Origin of the sequence: Maribellus comscasis (genome assembly GCF_009762775.1) — a bacterium.
Taxonomy (GTDB): domain Bacteria; phylum Bacteroidota; class Bacteroidia; order Bacteroidales; family Prolixibacteraceae; genus Draconibacterium; species Draconibacterium comscasis.
The window spans coordinates 2036097-2055920 of sequence record NZ_CP046401.1 but is presented as its reverse complement, the minus strand read 5'-3'; the positions used below and the strand labels follow the sequence as shown (position 1 = coordinate 2055920).

The following is a 19824-nucleotide window of genomic DNA, read 5'->3' as shown; positions in this document are numbered from 1 at the left end:
AATGTAGTTGTTAGAACTATTTAATACACGAGAAATCCGCTTCCCATCTTAACAGGTAACAATCGCCTCCTCCATGTTTTCCATTTTTAAAACTTATACCCCAGGTTGTCCCTTCTGTATTGGCGGAATAGTAACAACCCGGATTCCTTAACTTCATCCCTTTCGGATGCTCATATTTATTGAATTTCTTTCCATCGGCTGACCAGTAAACTCCCTGCTCCAATGATCTTCCCTGCGATGTCTTTACATAATGACAGGATACAATACCTACCCCATTTTTATGAGGCCAGACCATTATCTCATGACCTTCATTTATTACCGGATTTCTTTTATACCTGCTCCAGGGGCCGGTTGGTTTTTTCGAAAATGCAATCCCTATTTTTGTCGATTCAATGGTTTTCAAATCAACTTGTCCGTTGGCATAAGGCCTCCCTTTATAATACATCCAGTATCTCCCGTTTCGGAAAATAATTGAAGCGTCGTCTACCCGGTGACCATCAAAATCTCCGGTCTGCTGGGTTGGTGAGAATATGGGATTATCTGCATATTTTTCAAACGGACCTTCTGGTGAATTGGAAATGGCCACTCCAACATAAATAGGACCTTGTGCTGCCTGGTTCTCCGGTTGCCCTGTAAAATATAAATAATATTTCCCATCATTGCCTTCTAATATATTTGGGCAATAAGTCGCCCAGTGATCCCACTCACCTGCATCACCTTTGGAAACCATTTCCCCTATTTCTTCCCAATGGATTCCATCATGAGATCTTGCCCCCCAAACAGAACCTTCCCATTCTTTATGGAAATTTTTCCAGAAAGGACCCTTATTATAATAGACATAATAGTAGTCTTTTACTTTTATAACATTACTGTTGTCTCTGCGGTAACAATTTTCTTCATATCCTACACCGGTTATTTCCTTCAATTTAAAATCATTTAATTTCGGAAATGGATTTTCTTTTTTTTTCTCTTTTGAAAAAGATGGTGATTCTAAATTGTATGGGATAAAACCTGATAGCAGGATTGTTATACTTATTAATCCTGTTAACCATCCAAATAATTGTTTTTTTGTCATCATTCTCTATCATTTAGCAATTATCGGGTTTGTTGAGACTGTTTAATAATTTTCAGTCTTTGATTCATCATATGAGAAATCCGAGGTTTCTTGTCTATTAAATTCTTTTTTTGAGAAATGTCTTTCTTAAGATTATACAACTGGGCATCAGCGGCATCATCCTTAAAAGCGCCATCAGCTATATCACTGTTTTTTTCATCAGCAAACTGGAGTGCTGCCGGTCCTCCCAGGATATGATCTCCAGGTTTGCCTCCATTCCAGCCACCTCCACCCCGGGCACCAATATATATCCAGTCACCGGCTCTGATTGCCAGGTTTTCAGGATGAAAAGGAGCCAGGACAAGATCATCCCGGAGCATATTTTTTGGATTTCCGGTTAGTGCTGGCAGCATATTGTAACTATCGGGAGCTATCCCTTCTGTTAAATTATATCCGATTATAGCAGCCAAAGTAGCAAACAAATCAACATGGCATAAGAGCTGCCCGGATTTAGTTCCAGGAGCAATATGTTTGGGCCAACGTGCTATAAAAGGTATTCTGTGTCCGCCTTCCCATGCATCAAATTTAAAGCCAAGCAGGTTCCCATTTAGCCGATGTCCTGCCCGCCATGCTTCCTGCCCGCCAACATTTAGCATTCCTCCGTTATCACTTGTGAAAATTAATAATGTATTATCCAGAATATTTAATTTTTCAAGCTCGTTTGTTACCTGACCAACAATCCAGTCGAGTTCGTGTACAAAATCTCCATATCGCCCGCATTCACTGGTTCCCTGAAACTTTTTATTTGGAGTAAAAGGATGGTGTATGTTCGTCGTAGCCAGATATAGAAAGAATGGATTCTCCTTATTTTGTTTGATCCAATCCACTGCTTTACCGGCTAAAGTCACCCCAATTTTTTCATCTTCATATAAACTGTGAGCTTTTTTTCCCCCGGAAAAAGTATTGGGAGATTTATCGGAATATTGAGGCGTTGGAGAAACCGGCTTACCATTCAATACTAACGGGTCATTAGCTTCCAGACCAACGACTCTATCATTTTCAACATAAACATACGGGGGGCCGCTTGATACAAATGGAATTCCAAAATAGTAATCAAAGCCTAGTTGTAGCGGTCCGGGGATCAATGGTTTATTCCAGTCTGTAGGGCTTTCTTCTCCGAAACCGAGGTGCCATTTTCCAATACAAGCTGTTGCATATCCATTCTTTTTCATCAATTTAGCAATGGTGAAATTATCCGTATCAATTATTAATTTGTTGTTACGACGAAGAGGTCCCCATACCCCTTCTCCTTTGTTTGCCCTAAAGGGATAGCTTCCGGTAATTAACGCATATCGTGAAGGTGTGCAAACGGCTGAAGCAGAATGTGCATCAGTAAACATTCTTCCTTCCTTTGCCAATCGGTCGATGTTAGGAGTTTTGATTTTTGTTGCTCCATAGCATCCAATATCGCCATAACCTACATCATCGGTAAATATAATGACCACATTAGGTTGTTGTTTTTGGGCAATTCCGGCCGTTGAAATTCCAAAAATGATTACGGAAATAAGTAGGTAGATTGCAGACCAATTTTTATTCATAAATTTTAATTAATAGGTGCTAAAAATTAGGAAAAGGGCTGAGAAGAATCTCAGCCCTAAAAATTTCTTAATAGCCCGGATTTTGCACAAGTGCGTAGTTTTCGTTAAGAATATCCGTTTGAATCGGATAGTAATAATTGTTTGACAAGAAAATGCGATCGGCATTGTCCCCTTCGTTGGCTCCGTTATTGATAAAATATATTTCATATTTGTCTTCGTCAAAATCGTATCGCATTTCTATACCTGCAAATTTTTTCCCGTTAAGTTCATCCACTGCAGTTCTCCAGCGACGCAGATCCCAATAACGATGACCTTCAAACATCAATTCAACATCTCTTTCCTGACGGATGTTATCCTGAGTTAATTCCGATCTTGCCGGCATGCCGGCCCTTTCCCTTACCATATTTAAATATTTTAATCCATCACCACCTGAACCGCTAGTATAAAAATAAGCTTCAGCATAATTCAAATAGATTTCAGCCAAGCGGAATACAATAAAATCAGAATAACCCAATCCGGCATTTATTTGCGTTAAATCCAGATTTTCAGTTATGCGTTTTTTAACGTGAAGGGCGGAGCGACTTAAATCACGGCTGGCTCCCTGTGCCGGAACTGTTCTGATTCCATCTGTTACATCGCCACTGGTAATGTACTGACGTTCTTCATTTTCGTCGAGTTTATACGTTCCTGCATGAGTATAGATTGTTGAGCCTTTCCAGGGCGTTTCGGCGAAATAAAAGGTTGCCTGTGCACGCGGGTCCCTGCTGTTCCAGAAATCATCCAGCGAATGAAGATTAGAAGGATCACCTTTAACAAAATTATCCGAATTTAAGATTCCTGAACGACCATCCTTAAAGTCAAACTTGCCAAGAGCATTGGTAAAGCATTTTAAAAATGATCCGTAACCATTACGAAATTCATCAGGTTGTAGCCAAAGATCCCAGTCATGTCCCCTGCTGCCAAGTCCATCATAACGTTCTGCAAAAATCACCTCCGGATTGTCTGCTCCTTCAGCCTGGAAAAGTTGTTCAAAATTGTCCGATAAATCCGAATTTTCTTCGTACAAACGATAAGAACCATCTTCAATTATTTCTTTGGAAGCTTCCAGGGAAAGTTGCCAGTATTTGTTTGCATTAGTTATTCCCAGGGTGGTTGCATATTCTCCTGAACCGGTAGTTTGTACCTCTCCAAATTCTCCAATGCTACCTGCATAAAGCATGGCCCGGCTTTTTAATGCCAGGGCTGCCCATTCTGTTGCCCTGCCGTATTCTGTAAGGTTTCTTCCTTCCAGAAGTTCCCTGGCAGTATCGCAGTCTTCAGCGATTGAATCATAACACTCTTCCTCCGAACTGCGAGGGACGAATAAATCTTCATCCGGCTCATCAAGCGATTGCACCCTTTTTATAAGTGGAACTCCCCCGTAAGTCTTAACCATTTTAAAATAGATCCACGCGCGCAAGAAGTAAGCTTCTCCTAAACGGGCATTTTTAAAGTCTTCACCTTCCAATAACGAACTTTCATCTTCAAGCTTTTCAATAGCATCGTTGATGTCTCTTACCAATTCATAATCCCAACAATGAAAAACCGCATAAGTTGACGACTGGTCAGCAGTTAAAACTCTCGATGTATGCTGGTATCCTTGTGGCCAGGGGCCCCATGTACGACAAAAACCACTGTTAACAGCTTCAGACATACCAAAATTTGCAACTCTTGGTGCAAGAAAAAATTCACATCGACTATATAAATCCGCGAAATACAAATCAATTAAGGTTTCGTCTTTCCAAACACCGTCTTCTGAAATCAGGTTTAAAGGTTCTTTGTCCAGCGGATCTTCACATCCTGCTATTAGAAAGTTAATTAGAAGTATTGTATAAATTATTTTTTTCATGATTTTTAATTTATGATATCACTATAATGTAACATTAACACCTGCCGAAAACACTCTTTGTATCGGATAGGTTTCCTGAGCATTTGAAGAGGTAATTTCCGGATCATAATCTTTAAAAATTCCAAAATCGTAAAAAGTAAGTAGGTTAAGCCCTGATATAAAGAAACGCACTTTTTCTATTCCTGTACTATTCAGAAATGACTTTGGCAGGTTATAACCAAAGGTTACATTCTTTAGCCTCATATATGTGGCATCTTTTATATACATATCATTCAAATACATATTATGTGCTTTAACACCGGCTACATTCGGCGCAGGCAATTGTGCATCCTCCGGATGATCAGGATTCCATTGATATTCCCATTGATAAGCTAAAGGCACTCCGGCACTTGCTCTAAGACCACCAATATTATTATCATTATTAAAACGAGATACGAAGCCTGAAGCTCCCTGCCATAGCATACTAAAATCAAATCCTTTATAAGAAGCAGACATGTTAATCCCAAACATTGATTCAGGAGTTGTTCCTTTTCCCAAGACAACTTTATCGCGTTCTGTAATTATACCGTCTCCATTGTAATCAACATAACGAATATCACCAGGCTCAATTGAAACGTTTCCTCCCTGATCCTGGTCAACAGTTTCGTTATCAATTTCTTCCTGAGAGTTAAAGAAACCATCGGTAAGGTATCCTAAAGTGCGGTTGGTCCATTTCCCACTTACTTTATGTATACGTTCATCATCGGCATCTTCAAAAGTTTCTCTTTCTTCATAATGAAGCCATTTTGCTCTGCTCCAGGAGTAATTGGCTGTGATATTGTAGCTAAAATCACCCACTCGTCTTTTGTGATATAAAGTGATTTCAAATCCTCTGTTGTCCAGGCTGTTGATGTTTTCGGCCGGCAAGGTTGCTCCAAAAGTGTTGGCAACAGTCGATTCTCTGGTTGCCAATATGCCACTGCGTTTTCTGTAAAATGCATCCAATTCACTTCCAAATTTCCCATCCAGTATAGAGGCATCGAGACCTAGATTATAAAGATCTATTTTTTCCCATGTAATGTTTTCATTTGCCAATCCGATACTTTGAAGACGAGTATAGGTTTCATCGCCAAAGAGATATACGTTATTTATTCCTGTAACTAATTCGTAGCCTGTAAGATAGTCATAGTCTGATATGGCATCTCGTCCGGTTCTTCCGGCCGATGCCCGTAACTTTAGATTATTAAAAAAGCCGTCTTGCATAAAGGATTCCTCAGAAATTCTCCATCCTAGTGAAACACCAGGGAAAAATCCCCACCGCTTATTTTCTGCAAAGCGTGGAGAACCATCATAGCGGAATGACACTTCTGCCAGGTATTTATTACCGAAAGAATAATTGACACGTCCTACGAGGCTATGCCGGCCATCTTCGTATACTGCGTCACTGTTAAGCTGTGTATCTGTGCTGCCGGCGTAAAGATAGGGTAGTGAAGATGAAATCAGATTAGAGCGGGAAGCCCAGAAATTGTCCGACTTATCATAAATCATTTCATTTAGAAGAAGTCCTTTTATGCTGTGGCTATTAAAATTTTTTTCGTAACGGAGTGCCAACTGGGCGGTAACTTTTTGGCTTCTGTAAGATGTTTTTCCAACATAATTTTCGCCTATTGTTCCGGCACTTGAATGGACTTGATTCTCATAATCGTATTCCCATACTTCAAATGTTTTTTGGAATTCATTCCGGTAACGGTTATATGACCACAAATCTACTTTTGAATCAATTGATAATCCACTTACCGGTAGTTCATACTTAAGAAATATAGAACCGTTGAAGTAGTCTCTTTGGTCTTTTATATATCCCGACATACTTTGTGTTGAGGTAGCTACAGGCTGGTCTTCAGTTGCCCGGGTAGGAGCAGCTACCGGGATAAGTTCCGGAGAAGGCCAATTTGAGATATCAACTGTAGGATTGGCAAAATAGAGGTCGTTAAAAATTGTACTAAGGTCGTGAGGGTCGTCCCTGTCTTCCCTGCGCCAGCTAATATCGAACTGTGCTGACAATCTTTTCGAGATATTTACATCTACATTGGAAGAAATGTTAAAACGTTGGTATATACCATCGCCTGAGCGCCACATTGACCCCTGGTTTAAATATCCAAGATTAAAATAGTATTTGGTTACTTCATTTCCTCCATTGATATTTAAATTGTGGAGTTGTTGGGGAGCCCATTCCCGCATTACCTCTTTTTTCCAGTTCGTACTCACATATCCAGGCTCTGTACCTTCTTTATATTTATCGATATCTTCCTGGCTAAATGTTGAACCTGAGCCAACACCTCCTTCTGCCTGGGTAAGCATTGATGCAAACTGATAAGCATTTACATAATCGGGAAATGCTGTTGGTTGTGATACCGAAAAACTTGAATTGAATGAAATATTTGGAGCTCCTGATTTTCCTCTTTTTGTTGTAACCAATACGACGCCATTTCCAGCCCTTGAACCATATATAGAGGCAGAAGCATCTTTTAAAACTGTTACAGATTCTATTTCGTTCGGATCAAGCTGTGTAAAATTACGTTCTACTCCATCTACAATAATCAATGCGCTTCCAAACCCCCGAATGGAATAACTTGCTATATCGTTACCCGGTTGACCCGATTTCTGTTGCACAATTAACCCCGGCAGACGTCCTGCCATCATAGCTGTTGTGTTGGTTGACGGTGCGATTGTCAGTTCTTTTCCTTCTATCGCGGAAACGGCTCCGGTAACAGCCCCTCTTTTCATCGTTCCATAACCAACGGCAACTACTTCTTCAATGCCAATAGCATCATTTTCCAAAACAACGTTGATTACGGATTGCCCTGAAAATGGAATTTCCTGTGTTTTCATTCCAACAAAAGAAAATTGCAGGACCGCCCCGCTGGAAATTTTGTCAAGGTTATACTCTCCGTCGATATTGGTAACGGTACCATTGGTGGTACCTTTTTCTATTACTGTTACACCAGGCAAAAGCTGCCCATCTGAGTCGGTGACCCGACCGCTAATCGAAACAGATTGTTGCTGCATCCATGGGAACGACATTTTATCTTCGGTATTGTTATATAAAGCAATCTGACGCCCAACAATCTTAAAAACGATAGATGTCCCTTCAAAAATTTCGTCTAAAATATCAGCGATGTTCGAGTTTTTAAAATATACTGATACTGTTTTTTTTGTATCAACATCTTCGGAATAAAAAAAACGGAATTCACTCTTGTCTTCAATCTCTTTTAGAACGCTGTTTATACTAACGTTTCTCATTTCGAGTGAAAGTTTTGTCGATTGAGAATAGCTTTCAGAGGCTACAACTGAAAACGCGGTTAGGCAAACGATAAAAAGGCTTAGTTTCATAATTGTTAAAAGTTTTAGGAAGAAATTCCCAATAAGGATCTTCTCCAATCTCTTTTTTTTCATAATTTTGATTTGTAAGATTAATAATTTGGATTAATTATTTTTCTGAAGCGGGGAAGTTAGTGGCTTCCTCGCTTTCTATTGTTTGAAATGTATTAGAGAAAAAGACACGTTTTATTTCATAGGCATACTCTTTTATTTTTATGGTCGACTGCTTTTTATAAGCAGTTTTCGTTCGTTTTTTTTGTATTCAAATTTTATTGGTAAAGTAATTTCCAGTAATTCCATAACTTCACTAATCGATTCGTATTCGATAGTTGCATTTATTCTTTTTTGTTCCAGAGGTTCGTTATCAATTTCAATAGAAATGTTATACCAACGTTCCAGCTTTTGTACCACATTTCCTAACATCTCGTTTTTAAAAATAAGGCGGTTGTTTATCCAGGAAGTAAATAATTCAGTCTCCACATTATTTACAGAAATTGTGTTGGCAGTTATGTCAATGACAGCCTGCTCGCCCGGCTGTAATGTTTTTTGTAGGTTGGATTTTGTGTTCACAACTACTTTTCCTCTCTCCAGAGTTACTTCAGGAAGCGTATTTTGGTAAGCCATTACATTAAAGGCCGTTCCCAAAACGTTGACCGTCAATTCAGAAGTTTCTACTTCGAACGGCTGTTTGCTTTTTTTTACATCAAAGTAAGCTTCTCCGCTTAGTTTAACCAGCCGTTTTTTTCCCGTGAATTTTTCGGGAAAGCTTAACGAAGAACCGGCATTAAGGTAAACCATTGAACCATCAGGTAGCTCAAAATTTGTTTTTGAAGCCAGTGGTGTCGAAATGGTTTGATTTTTAACATCAGAAGAAGTATTTTTCTGAACCGTGAAAAAGAAAGCAACGGCTAGAGGAATAAAAAGAACAGCGGCAATTCTTGTTAAGTATGTAACTATTTTCCTGGTCTTATTTTCAGATTTTTCCTGTTTATTTATTTCGAAATGAATTTTATGAAGGGTAGGGGATAAATCAGGCGTTTTTTTATTGGCACGAACACTTTTCCAGTCCTCCTCCATATTCTTCGTCAACTCCTTTTGCTTATCTGCTTTTAAAAAAAGATTGATAAACGACAGGAATTCATCTTCAGAACACCGGCCTTCCAAATATTTTCTAAAATAATCCTTCATATGGTTTCTTTGTTCATTTTTGTAAACGTTTCAGCCCACAAAAACCCCTGCTCCTTTTTTTGAGAAATTGATTTTTCTATTTCAGCAAACGAAAAGGGTATCGGACTTTCATTAAAGGAAATAAAACATTTTTATATTTTTGCATAGCCGGGTAACTAATTAATTATGGATGAGGATAAACGCGTTAAACGACTGATTTCGGGTGATAAGGCAGTGATAAACGAGCTTTATGCCGATTATAGTTCCAGGCTTTATCATTTTGCGTTTGGCTATTTAAAGTCAGGGGCAGATTCGCTTGATATTGTTCAGGAAGTGTTTGTGAATCTTTGGAATAGCAGAAAGAATTTAAAAAAGAACTCAAATCTGGAAGCCTATCTTTTTACTGTTGCAAAAAATACGATTATCTCGGTTTTCCGAAAAAGGCTTTCTGAAAAAAATTACCTTGAAAATCTGAAATTTGAAGTTGTTGACAATAGTATCGACACCGAGTCGAAAGTTAATTATGATCTGTTAGCCGAAAAAGTGCAGGAATTAATTGAAAAACTTCCTCCCCAGAGGCGACGTATTTATGTTATGTGTAAAGAAAAAGGATACACGAATCAGTTGGTTGCAAGCGAATTAAATATTTCTTTAAAAACAGTGGAAGATCACATGACCAAAGCACGAAAATTTCTAAAAGAAAATTTAAGCGAATATGGATTTATTGCACTTTTGTACGTTGCGCTTTTCCTCTCATAAATCCAATGCCCGGTAAAATAGTTTTATCTTTTTTGCAGTAGCAAATGATTTTGTTTTGCAGCTTCAATTAACTACCTGATAGCTTAAAAATTTATATGCTCCTTGTTCCATTTCGGCAGGGAGGCTTTTAAAATCAGTGATGTCGAATTCCCGGCCCGTAATAAGATCTTTAAATTGTACATTTTTCCCTTCCATAAAATTAAGGTGAAAATTATAGCTGCTGTTCGGGCAATTTATCTCTCTGAATAATGTTAAATATCCGGTTTGTGTTTCGGGCTGATAGTTTTGAAACCCAGTCCAGGATGCATTGCTGGGTTCATCTCCAATTGCAAACACGTAGCCCTGATACATTTCATCGCGCACGTTTTTGTAGGTTTCCAACAATGGTTTCAGGGCGCTTTTTGCCTCATCCGTTAACAAGTGGATCTCCTGAAAAAATATCGGGCTGCCCATCAGGGTTATTGCCAATGTATAATCATGGGTGTATTTGTATGCATCGCTAAGCTCATGGGGGATCATATCGATATTTTGGTAAGTTACCTGGAATTTATTTAGGTTGGTATATTTTGCTACATGCCAGGCATCACGCAAAACCAGCCAGGGTTGGTAAACGACATTGGGCGGAAATACCGGTTTGCGGTTTTCAAGATAAATATTCCCGTATTCACGGCCAAAATAATATCCGATGCGTGGAGCATTTTCAGTTACATCCCAGTTCACCCGTACTTTATGGTCTGTGGCAAGGACAAAATTTCTTACCCTTGACTCAAAATCAGACAACGTTTTATAGTCGTTAAGTTTTGCAAAGTCGAGTTTGAATGATTTAAAATTTCCCATTTCGTAATTCTGAACCAAATCCTCGTAAGGGATTGTCCATGCCGCCCAAAGTCCGAGTTTTATTCCCGCATCTTTTGCCGCTTCTCTTACATTTTCCCATCCCTCCGGATAAACTTCATATTCTGTATTCTCGGGTAATACGGCATCTGAGTCCGAAATTTTATATATGGCAGTTTTTACAGGTTCCCATTTATTGTACTGAATTCCCTGCCATCCGTCATCAATTTGCAGGATGTCCAAACCCAGCTCGTTTGAAACTTTTAATTCCTTTAGAATATTTTCTTCGCGCGACGCATATCTCGAGTTTGCCCCGGAAGAACTACTTCCCCAGGTATTCGACATAATATATACATCCCGTTCGGGATCAATAATGTAACGTTTCCGGTCGAATTGTTTAATTGCCAGTTTTGCATCTGTACTGTTCCCCTTATTGACGATACTCCAGGTTGCCCAGCATGGTTGATAATCTGTGGTTAAATGAAGGCTGTCTAACCCTGTTCCTGTAACTTCAAGTTTACCAGCTTGTAGTTTAAAACCACCAGTATTTACCCCTTGCCGGTTTACACATTTATGCGACTCTTTTACAAAAGAAAGCCAATTTTCACCATTGGAAAGCATTATAACATTGGCCCAATCCACAATATCTGTCGTGCCAATGTTTAAATCCTCTTCTTTTAGTATTGGTGTTTCGGCTGTGTTTCTGTGCTGAGTATCGTTATAATATCCAATTGCCTTTGCCTTTGTTAACGATGTATCAAAATTTATTTGTTCAATAGTGCCATTTGTAAACTCACCGGGGCGATCAGAAGGATCAAGTTTTTTTAGTGAAATCCTTGTGCGAAATCCGGGAGCTCCCGGCAAAGTCCAGATATCAAATAGTAAACCCAGTTTAGAAACGGGGTAATAAAACTCCACCGTCGTACGAATAAAATCATCGTTAAATCCTTCATCGTTGTCAACCTTAACGTTAACATTTATAAGTTCTGCTTTTTCATCTGCCGGCATCCAGTTAAATTTCCAATCACAATCGTTTGAATCCTGGTTTACAAATTCCGCGTCCTTTGTGGAAAACGAAGTGGTTGTAAGCCCCAAATCCGTAAATTTCCATTGCCGGGTAGCTAAACCTGTACTTGCTGTAATTTTGTTCCCTGAAATTTTTACTTCAGCGCCATCGAGGTAAACATCAAATTTTGTTTTCTCCTCACTACACGAAAAAAGCAGAATAGCGATAAAAAAGAGCAGGATATTTCTTTTATTCATATGAAATGGTTTGCGGTTTTTACTTCGATTAAAAATAGATATTAAGGGAGATAATTTTATCAATTCCTGAATTTTAGTTGGTTCGAATTCCAAAATTAAATATTTTAAGAAGTTATAAAAGAATAAAGTGCTTTTTCGCAAGAATGTTAACCCGGAGTTTCCGGTGTAATAGTTTTTACGTTTACCGGGATTAACAATAGCTTTAGCATTGAAAACTTAAGGCCTTCAGCCCTTAAGACGACAGAATAAAAATGTTTTCTTGCTTGTATAGTTACTTTGAGTCTGGAAACGATAAGGAGTCGGGGGGCTATATCATTTGATTTTTTTTATATCATTGAGAAGTATCGTTCTAAAAGATAAAGTGCTGCCCAAAAATACAAATCCTATCTATTTTAGCGGTCTTGCTTTCACTCCTTCAAAAGTAATTTTTACGGGTTTTATAAATCCGTTCTCATCAAATTCCATACGGTCGATACAAGTCACCCGATGGTTGCCGTCGGTTTCGCTTAGCGGCCTGCGATGGTATACGATGTAGTATTCGTCTTTTCCCGGAATTTGAATTACTGAATGATGCCCGGCTCCGGTTGCGACCTCAGGGTCCTGTTTCAATATTTTGCCAATGCGTTTAAACGGACCAAACGGTGAATCGGCAATCGCATATGCCACGCTGTAGTTCGGTCCTGTCCAGCCGCCTTCGCTCCACATAAAATAGTACTTTCCGTTTCGGATGAACATAAACGGACCTTCCACGTATCCTTCGGGTGTAATTTCCTTAAAAACAGTTCCATCTTCAAAAGGCAAAAAACCAGTAAAATCGTCTTTCATTTTTACAATGTTGCAGTGCCGCCAGCCTCCGTAAATCATGTAATACTGACCATCTTTGTCGTGAAAGATAAACTGGTCTATAGGTTGTGCGCCATTATGAAATTTGTCCAGCAGCGGTTTACCTAAATAATCTTTGTAAGGACCTTCAGGTTGTTCGGCAATTCCAATTCCAATGCCGCCTTTTTCATCGTTGCTTTGTATATCGTTAGCGGCGAAAAACAAAAAATAATGTCCGTCCTTTTTAATAATTGCCGGTGCCCACATGGCCCGGTTGGCCCATTTAACCGCAGTTGTATCAATAATTTTTTTATGTTTTGTCCATTGAACCATGTCAGCTGAAGAAAATGCATCCATAAAAACCTGTTCTTCGTATGGAGCTGAATATGTCGGATAAATCCAATATTCATTATTAAAAATTATTCCTTCAGGATCTGCATACCAGCCATCAAAAACCGGGTTGCCCGATGTCTGTTCCTGTGATATTCCGTCTAATGAAAGCGCGACTAAAGCTATAAAAATTAATACCGAACTTTTGAGAATTATTTTCTTCATTTTGTCTTGAATATTTTTAAATTATCTGGTATTTAGCACTTTAGTTCATGGTTGAACTTTATTCTCATCGCAAACCACCACTGCAACACGTGAATCAGCACAACCATAGTAAAGAAACCATTTATTTTTATGAAAAACCAGTCCTTCCACAAATACAGTTCCTGCGGGGTACTGGCCGCTTTTTTCAAACGATTCTTCGGGAACTAAAAAAGGTTTATCCAGCCGGTCGAGCACTTTGTAAGGATCATTTTTATCAAAAAGAAACTGCCCGGCGCAATAGGCGTTTGCCGTGTAGGTGGTATCACTTTCAGCACCCGATTTGTTTTTCCCGTTGTAAATCAGCACAATTCCATCGTTGGTAAGCACAGCGGGCGGGCCACATTCAGTCAAATCACTATCGAAGAAACCATTACGTGGCCGGGCCAGTGCAATCAACTCTTCGTTTTCATCTACCAACGGTTCCCAGTTGATTAAATCGGTGGATGTGGCGGCAAAAACACCTTGTTCTCCCCAGTACATCAGGTATTTTCCATTTACTTTTGTAATAATCAGTTTCCCGTCTTTTAGCGTTGTAACAACCGAGGCGGATTTGGTAAAAAGTTTGGCAAATTTTCCGTCGTAGGCTTTTGCAAAAACAGAACCGTATTTGATCCAGTGAATCAGATCTTTGGAGTGCGCAACTGCCAACCGTGCCTGTTCCCGGTTCCACTGTGTATACAAAGCTACATAAGTACCGTCTTCGGTTACAGCAACGCGCGGATCTTCGCACCCACCGGGCCATTCAGCCGCTTGTTGATCGTCGGTGGTTGGATATAAAACCGGCGAATCAGCCCGTTTCACGATGGTGGTACCATCAACACTTTGTGCATAACCCAGCCGCGAAGTCCGCATTCCGATTCCCTGACCGGATTGATCTTCGGCACGATACAAAATACAAATGGTATCGTTTTTTAAAACTGCTCCCGGATTAAATGTATCGCCATTTTCCCATGGAATAGTATCATTGGTTAAGGGACAGAAAAAAGTTTGTTCTGAAGGAGTGATGATTGGATTTACACCCTCCGGTCTTTCAAACGGACCAATAACCCAACTTTTAAATGCTACCTCAGGTTTTTTTGGCTGGCAGCATACAAAAAGAGTAAGTGTAAAAATCAGCACCAGGTACCTCAATGACTGTTTTTTCATATTATTTAGTTTAACAGGTTTATAGTTTGGTTTTAACTAATACGTATATTCTACTTTTAAACCGTTAAAATGAGAGCTATTGCCCGTTTTCCCATTCACAATAAATCCTGCACGCGGTGAATATCCCCACTGGGCTATAAATGTGCCATCAACCTGATATTCATTCCCAATTTTTATTGGTACCCAATCTTTCCCATTTTCCGACCAAAAGAACTGGAAATACATCCCGTCAGTGGCTTCGTATTTTAGATAAACTGCTCCCATTTCTTTGATTGACTCTTGCGCTAAGATTTCTTTTTCACCATTTTGTATTTGTGAGAGTACTAGCTCTGATTTATTTACTGTAAGTGCAATCATAAAATCCCGGTTACTGTAAATTCCAATTCCTCCCAAGTCATTTGTTTGGATCACTTCTGCGGTCATTTTATAATCGCCGGTTTCAGGGCGAAGACCCAAAAAATTAATCCCATCTTCTGCCGGAGCAATAATTATTTCTCCATCTTTAATTTTCGTTTTCGGCTTTTTGTAATTAACGTCCCATTCCCAATACGTAAAATTCTTATCTGAAGAGAAATCATCATAAAAAACAGAATCTCTTTTTTGCGCAGTGTTGTCAAAAGGAACTTCAGCGCTAACAGCGGGAGTTCTGCTTTTAAAATACGGCCATCCGGTTTGATCGTCCCATAGTACCTCACCAAGCATTCCCTGTCTTCCAATGTATTCAAAATCAGTTGAATTATATGAGTGGTATAAATAGAAATAGCGATTATTTGGGGTGGTTACCAGGGTGCCATGCCCAGGACAACGCCACTCATCTCCACCTTTTAAAATTGGTTCAGGAAATTGCTCCCATCCCGACTGAAGATTTTTTGAGCGGGCTACCCGAACACGGTAATCGCAGCGATTATCACAACATCCACCAACAGAATAAAACATGTAATAATAGTCGTTGTGTTTTACCAGGCATTGTCCTTCGTCACCAGCGCCTTGCCAGCCTTTTTCATGATCTGTTAGAGTAAAATGCGAACCTTTTAGACTTAACCCATCGTCACTTAATTCAGAACCCAATATCTCGATATCCCTACCTGGGGTCAAACCATAAGCTTTCCAGGTGATGTACAATTTTCCGTCGTCGTCACGAAATACAAATGCATCAATAGCCTCTTCTCCCCATTCGATAATGATTCCATGGTCGGCAAAACCCTTATGAATATTTTTTGTTGTTGCCACGCCAATACATGCGATTCCGTTGTCTTTTCGTTTGGTTGTATAATACATGTAAAAAGTCTCGTTGTGCCAGAATAGTTCAGGAGCCCAAAAATCCTCAGAAGCCCATTCCGGTGGCTGATTAAAAACAGCACCAATTTGTTTCCAGTTGATGAGATCTTTTGATTCGTAAAGGGGGTAATTTGGAGCAAAATCGTTACTTGTTCCGGCTGCATAGTACGTGTCTCCTACGCGGATAATGGTAGGATCCGGAAAATCACCGGCAATAACCGGATTGGAATAAAATGCTTTCTTTTTTTCTTTTGCCGGATGCGTGCATAAATTAAGTAGCATTAATGTTGCCAGGAGTAGTACAGTTCGTTTCATTATTTTTAAAAGTTACCATTTTTTTCCATTTCAACTTCTCCCGACGGACGTTTAATTTCAACACTGGCAGCAGTTGCTTTTCCAAAGTTAGGTGTTCCGTCTTCATTCCACAAAAATTGTTGCATCCGCACGTCTCTGTCCCAGCCCGGAACGGTGTCTTTTTTTGAGTGATAGATAATCCAGTCTTCACTGTCATCGGGCGATTTTACAAATGAAACGTGCCCCACTCCAAATACTTTTTCGTTTCCCTCGAAAACAGGGCCTTTTTTTGTCCAGTTTTCGGGATTTAGCGGATCATCGTTCGGATGTTTTAGTTGCAGCATTACCTGGCGGTACTGTTTTAGCCACGATTCACGACAGGAATAAATAATAAAAATCTGGCCTGCGTGTTGGAGAACTTCTGGACCTTCATTTATATTTAACGGGCCACCGGTTTCCCAGCTTTCTTCAGGCGACGAAAGCAACACACGTTTCCCTTTCAGCGAATACGGATTTTCCATTTCCTGGATAAAAAGGTGCTGAGGTGTTGCATCTGTATCCATCTGTTTTAACCAGCCCGACCATACTGCATACAATTTTCCCTGATGTTTAAAAACGGTCATGTCAATGGCCCAGATATTCTTTGAAATGTCGTTTGGCTCATCGCCGGTATTTAACATCCCCATATCTTCGTAATCGCTAAAAACATCATCAGTTTTCGAGCGCAAAACTCCGGTTCGCTGGTGAATAAAAGGCGGCCCTGATTTGCCTGCTGCATAATATACATACCAATGTCCTTCGATAAAATGAATTTCAGGTGCCCAGATGCAGTTGCTGTTCCAACCGCTTTGCGGCGCTTGCCAGATTTCTTTTACTTCCCCTTTTTTTGTCATTAATTTTGAACGGGAAACCGAAATACCATTATTTGCAGAAAAACAATAAATATAATTATCACCTTGTTTTGTTAGCCACGGGTCTGCTCCATCCCAAACCGGATTTGTAAAAGTTTCATCAATTTGTACGGCCTTATTTTCTTGAGAAGTTGTTTTATGATGACACGAGATAAAACTTGTAAAAATGAAAAGAGAAAGTAAAAGAAATCGATGCATTATTGCTTGTTCAAAAATTATTTTTCCAACATTTTAATAAAGTAGCCTCCAACGACAGAACGGGCCTGGAAACCGACCTGTTTTGCGTCAGGCGTTTCATACCAATCGGACATAGGAACGCGATCTCGTGTTTCTGTTACAAAACCATACAACGGATCGACAAACTTTTGGAAGGTAGCCATATCGTCTGCCAATGTAGCTGTCCAGACAATCCAGTCGGCTTTGGTATAGGTTCTGCGGTTATCCAACGGTAAACCATATTTATTCTGTTTGGTAAGATAGTAGGCTATTTCTTTTTGCGCTACCCCTTCAGGGAAAATTCCAAGGTTCAGTAATTTATCCCAAACCAGGTTGTATTTCTGGCTCCAGGTTCCCGGCTGGTCAAAAGTTAACCGAAAGTGGTCGCCATCGTCAGCCATTTTTCTCCATTCCTGCGCCATTTGTTTCGCTTCGGTGGTGTATTTTTCTGCAATATCTGTTTTGCCCAGCATTTCCGCTAACTTTCCATATCCGGCGATTCCCATAATGGCTTTTGCCGAAAGGTTTACGTTGTGGGCAAAGTGTCCGGCAAAGTCATCTGTACAAAGTTGGTTTTCCGGATCAAGCCCATTTTCCATCAGGTAATTTGCCCAGGTTGTTAATACTTCCCAGTGTTTGGCTGCGTAATCGGCATTTCCTTCAGCATTGGCAATGGCGGTTGTAAGGATTATCATATTTCCACACTCTTCCACCGGCATATCTCCGCCATAGGTTTGGCCGTTTGCTTTTGGATAAGTTCCCACATCGTGTGCAGCAAAAGGTTTGGTCCATTTTCCGCTTTCCGAATAATAAAAAATCGGGTTTAGCATTCCTTTTAACAGCTCTGGATTATATTTAAGGAATAAAGGAGCGGAAGGATAAGTAACATCCACAGTTCCGATAGAACCGTTACTGAAATTTTCTTTGGAAAGGAAAAGCGTGTTTCCTTCGTTGTCTTTTATCAGCTTGTGGGCTGCAATAGATTGACGGTACGCCAGCAAACAAAGCCGCGCGTAATTTTCACCTCCGGCAGACAATGCTTCCTCATAGATTTTTGCATCCGTTGCATCACACAGCATCATAATATTTGTATAATCATTCGCAGCAGATGTTAAAGCTTCGTCAAAACTCACGGCTCCGTCTTTTGCCCACCAGGCTTTTAGGTTATTCCCAAAATACTGAATGGATTCAATGTCGTTGTATGCCAGCATAACATAACCCTTTGCCGGTTTTGAAGAAACTTTTCCAAGGTTGTCAGCGCAGGCCAGTACCGGCATCGATTTGGTCATAATTGTTGTGATTTCATTTTCAGAAGAGTTTAATGTCCCGTTTTCAGCAAATGAATTTTTCATGGCATCAAAATCACCAACTGCTATTGTGTTGCCTTCTTTTTCCTGTGCTGCCAAATAAAAGTAGCCCCAATCGATTCGTACATTGTCGCCTTTTTTTTCTAAAACTGGCTGCTCTGTCGTTCCGGTTTTGGCAAAGTTGATGTTGCCGGTTTTGCCGGTTGTTACCTCTATTTCCTGGCTCAGTTCATTAACCGCCCACTCGGGAGTGGCTTCAAAGTATACTTCCACTTTATGATTTTTCCCGTCATTGGATGCTACTTCATAGTTGATATAATTCACCGGACGGGAAAGAATATCCAAATCGTTCATTAATAATGGCGAAACAAATTCAATATCCAGGTTTACAGGGCCACAGGTAAAGCTATACTTGGTTTGTGTGGCAGTAATTTTCACACTGTTTTGAATGGCTGTTTGTGCAAAAATTTGTTTTTGTTCGCTTTCTTTAAAAATGCCAAAGTCGACATAGGCTAACCCGCCACGGTCGAGACAGTGAGCTGCAATTGTGTTTTTGCCCTTGTTTAGTAAACTTTTATCCAATTCCAGGACAACATTACTTTTTGCACTCCGGCCTGTATTTACAATTTCGGTTCCGTTCAGATAAAGTTCAAAATCATCATCGTGGGAATAGACCAGATACAGTTTTGTAGCACCATTTTCCGACAAGGTAAATTCACGGCGAACCCATATTTCAGGGGTCTCCCAAACTGTACCCGCCTGATCCATCCCTTTTGTTCCAAAGGCTGCTTCTCCGGTTTTCCAGTTGTCGTCATTAAAATCTGTTTTTTCCCAACCGGCTACCGGTGTGTTTGTCACAAATTTCCCTTCCCATGCTTTGTATTTTGCGTTGGGAAGAACCGGTTGTAACGGGATCTCTTCTTTTCCTAAAAAACGATACGTTTGCCCGTCAACGCGCACAGCTCCAATTAATGAATGATTGCGGCCTGTCCAGTGTTTTACCGGAGAATCGAAAAGCTGGTCTGTTGTTGACCATGCACTGGTATAGGGATCGATGGTAATTAAAGGATAAGCCGGTGCACGGAATTCAGCTCCCGCTTCTTCTTTTTTTTCAGGTTGCTGAGAGACACATGCTCCCAGAAAAATTCCGGCAATAAAAATTGCGACGATTCGATTTAAAGGTGATTTTAACATGTTGTTTATTTTCAAAGGTTATTGTTTGCATTGAAGAGGTTGTCCAAAAAGTCATTTCATAATGGTATTAACTTACAATTCGTAAGCAACCGCTTTGTTTCTTACCCCTAAATCCCCTGTAGGGGACTTTAAGCCTCCCTTT

At 39.9% G+C, this 19824-nt stretch carries 12 protein-coding genes; 1 reads left to right on the top strand and 11 read right to left on the bottom strand.

The window, feature by feature from the left end:
• Nucleotides 1-16: 16 nt before the first annotated feature.
• The 5 genes from GM418_RS08405 to GM418_RS08385 form a co-directional block, all read right to left on the bottom strand.
• Nucleotides 17-1078: a family 43 glycosylhydrolase gene (locus GM418_RS08405; protein WP_158865041.1), complete on the bottom strand. Its 1062-nt coding sequence runs from the start codon at nucleotides 1076-1078 to the stop codon at nucleotides 17-19.
• 17 nt (nucleotides 1079-1095) lie between these two features.
• Entirely contained in the window at nucleotides 1096-2652 is a 1557-nt protein-coding gene (locus GM418_RS08400; RefSeq protein ID WP_158865039.1) for a sulfatase family protein, read from the bottom strand.
• A gap of 67 nt (nucleotides 2653-2719) precedes the next feature.
• Nucleotides 2720-4540 carry a RagB/SusD family nutrient uptake outer membrane protein gene (locus GM418_RS08395; RefSeq protein ID WP_158865037.1) on the bottom strand — a complete coding sequence of 607 codons (1821 nt, stop codon included), beginning with the start codon at nucleotides 4538-4540 and terminating at the stop codon, nucleotides 2720-2722.
• Nucleotides 4541-4561: 21 nt separating this feature from the next.
• The gene (locus GM418_RS08390) at nucleotides 4562-7972 is read right to left on the bottom strand and encodes a TonB-dependent receptor (protein ID WP_158865035.1); all 3411 of its coding nucleotides are present in this window, start codon (nucleotides 7970-7972) and stop codon (nucleotides 4562-4564) included.
• 138 nt (nucleotides 7973-8110) lie between these two features.
• Nucleotides 8111-9085: a FecR family protein gene (locus tag GM418_RS08385; protein WP_158865033.1), complete on the bottom strand. Its 975-nt coding sequence runs from the start codon at nucleotides 9083-9085 to the stop codon at nucleotides 8111-8113.
• Nucleotides 9086-9250: 165 nt separating this feature from the next.
• On the opposite strand from GM418_RS08385, the gene GM418_RS08380 reads away from it, so the two are divergent.
• Nucleotides 9251-9823, top strand: coding sequence for an RNA polymerase sigma factor (locus GM418_RS08380; protein WP_158865031.1), 573 nt, complete (start codon nucleotides 9251-9253; stop codon nucleotides 9821-9823).
• Nucleotides 9824-9886: 63 nt separating this feature from the next.
• Here the strand turns inward: GM418_RS08380 and GM418_RS08375 are convergent, their stop codons facing one another.
• The 6 genes from GM418_RS08375 to GM418_RS08350 all read right to left on the bottom strand — a co-directional run bounded on the left by GM418_RS08375 (nucleotide 9887) and on the right by GM418_RS08350 (nucleotide 19682).
• Nucleotides 9887-11920: an alpha-amylase family protein gene (locus GM418_RS08375; protein ID WP_158865029.1), complete on the bottom strand. Its 2034-nt coding sequence runs from the start codon at nucleotides 11918-11920 to the stop codon at nucleotides 9887-9889.
• Between the two features lie 387 nt (nucleotides 11921-12307).
• On the bottom strand, nucleotides 12308-13297 hold the full coding sequence (locus GM418_RS08370) for a glycoside hydrolase family 43 protein (RefSeq protein WP_158865027.1): 990 nt from the start codon (nucleotides 13295-13297) through the stop codon (nucleotides 12308-12310).
• A 45-nt stretch (nucleotides 13298-13342) separates the two neighbouring features.
• Nucleotides 13343-14482 (bottom strand): glycoside hydrolase family 130 protein, encoded by a 1140-nt coding sequence (locus GM418_RS08365; protein WP_158865025.1) that lies wholly within the window; start codon nucleotides 14480-14482, stop codon nucleotides 13343-13345.
• 36 nt (nucleotides 14483-14518) lie between these two features.
• A complete protein-coding gene (locus GM418_RS08360) occupies nucleotides 14519-16075 on the bottom strand; it encodes a family 43 glycosylhydrolase (protein WP_158865023.1) in 1557 nt (518 codons plus the stop codon).
• A 5-nt stretch (nucleotides 16076-16080) separates the two neighbouring features.
• The gene (locus GM418_RS08355) at nucleotides 16081-17163 is read right to left on the bottom strand and encodes a glycoside hydrolase family 43 protein (RefSeq protein ID WP_158865021.1); all 1083 of its coding nucleotides are present in this window, start codon (nucleotides 17161-17163) and stop codon (nucleotides 16081-16083) included.
• Between the two features lie 17 nt (nucleotides 17164-17180).
• Nucleotides 17181-19682: a glutaminase domain-containing protein gene (locus tag GM418_RS08350; RefSeq protein ID WP_158865019.1), complete on the bottom strand. Its 2502-nt coding sequence runs from the start codon at nucleotides 19680-19682 to the stop codon at nucleotides 17181-17183.
• Between the last annotated feature and the right edge of the window lie 142 nt (nucleotides 19683-19824).

Bases quoted from the DNA above. Each gene is read 5' to 3' on its own strand.
- GM418_RS08405 (WP_158865041.1), bottom strand. From the start codon at position 1,078: ATGATGACAAAAAAACAATTATTTGGATGGTTAACAGGATTAATAAGT.
- GM418_RS08400 (WP_158865039.1), bottom strand. From the start codon at position 2,652: ATGAATAAAAATTGGTCTGCAATCTACCTACTTATTTCCGTAATCATT.
- GM418_RS08395 (WP_158865037.1), bottom strand. From the start codon at position 4,540: ATGAAAAAAATAATTTATACAATACTTCTAATTAACTTTCTAATAGCA.
- GM418_RS08390 (WP_158865035.1), bottom strand. From the start codon at position 7,972: ATGAAAAAAAAGAGATTGGAGAAGATCCTTATTGGGAATTTCTTCCTA.
- GM418_RS08385 (WP_158865033.1), bottom strand. From the start codon at position 9,085: ATGAAGGATTATTTTAGAAAATATTTGGAAGGCCGGTGTTCTGAAGAT.
- GM418_RS08380 (WP_158865031.1), top strand. From the start codon at position 9,251: ATGGATGAGGATAAACGCGTTAAACGACTGATTTCGGGTGATAAGGCA.
- GM418_RS08375 (WP_158865029.1), bottom strand. From the start codon at position 11,920: ATGAATAAAAGAAATATCCTGCTCTTTTTTATCGCTATTCTGCTTTTT.
- GM418_RS08370 (WP_158865027.1), bottom strand. From the start codon at position 13,297: ATGAAGAAAATAATTCTCAAAAGTTCGGTATTAATTTTTATAGCTTTA.
- GM418_RS08365 (WP_158865025.1), bottom strand. From the start codon at position 14,482: ATGAAAAAACAGTCATTGAGGTACCTGGTGCTGATTTTTACACTTACT.
- GM418_RS08360 (WP_158865023.1), bottom strand. From the start codon at position 16,075: ATGAAACGAACTGTACTACTCCTGGCAACATTAATGCTACTTAATTTA.
- GM418_RS08355 (WP_158865021.1), bottom strand. From the start codon at position 17,163: ATGCATCGATTTCTTTTACTTTCTCTTTTCATTTTTACAAGTTTTATC.
- GM418_RS08350 (WP_158865019.1), bottom strand. From the start codon at position 19,682: ATGTTAAAATCACCTTTAAATCGAATCGTCGCAATTTTTATTGCCGGA.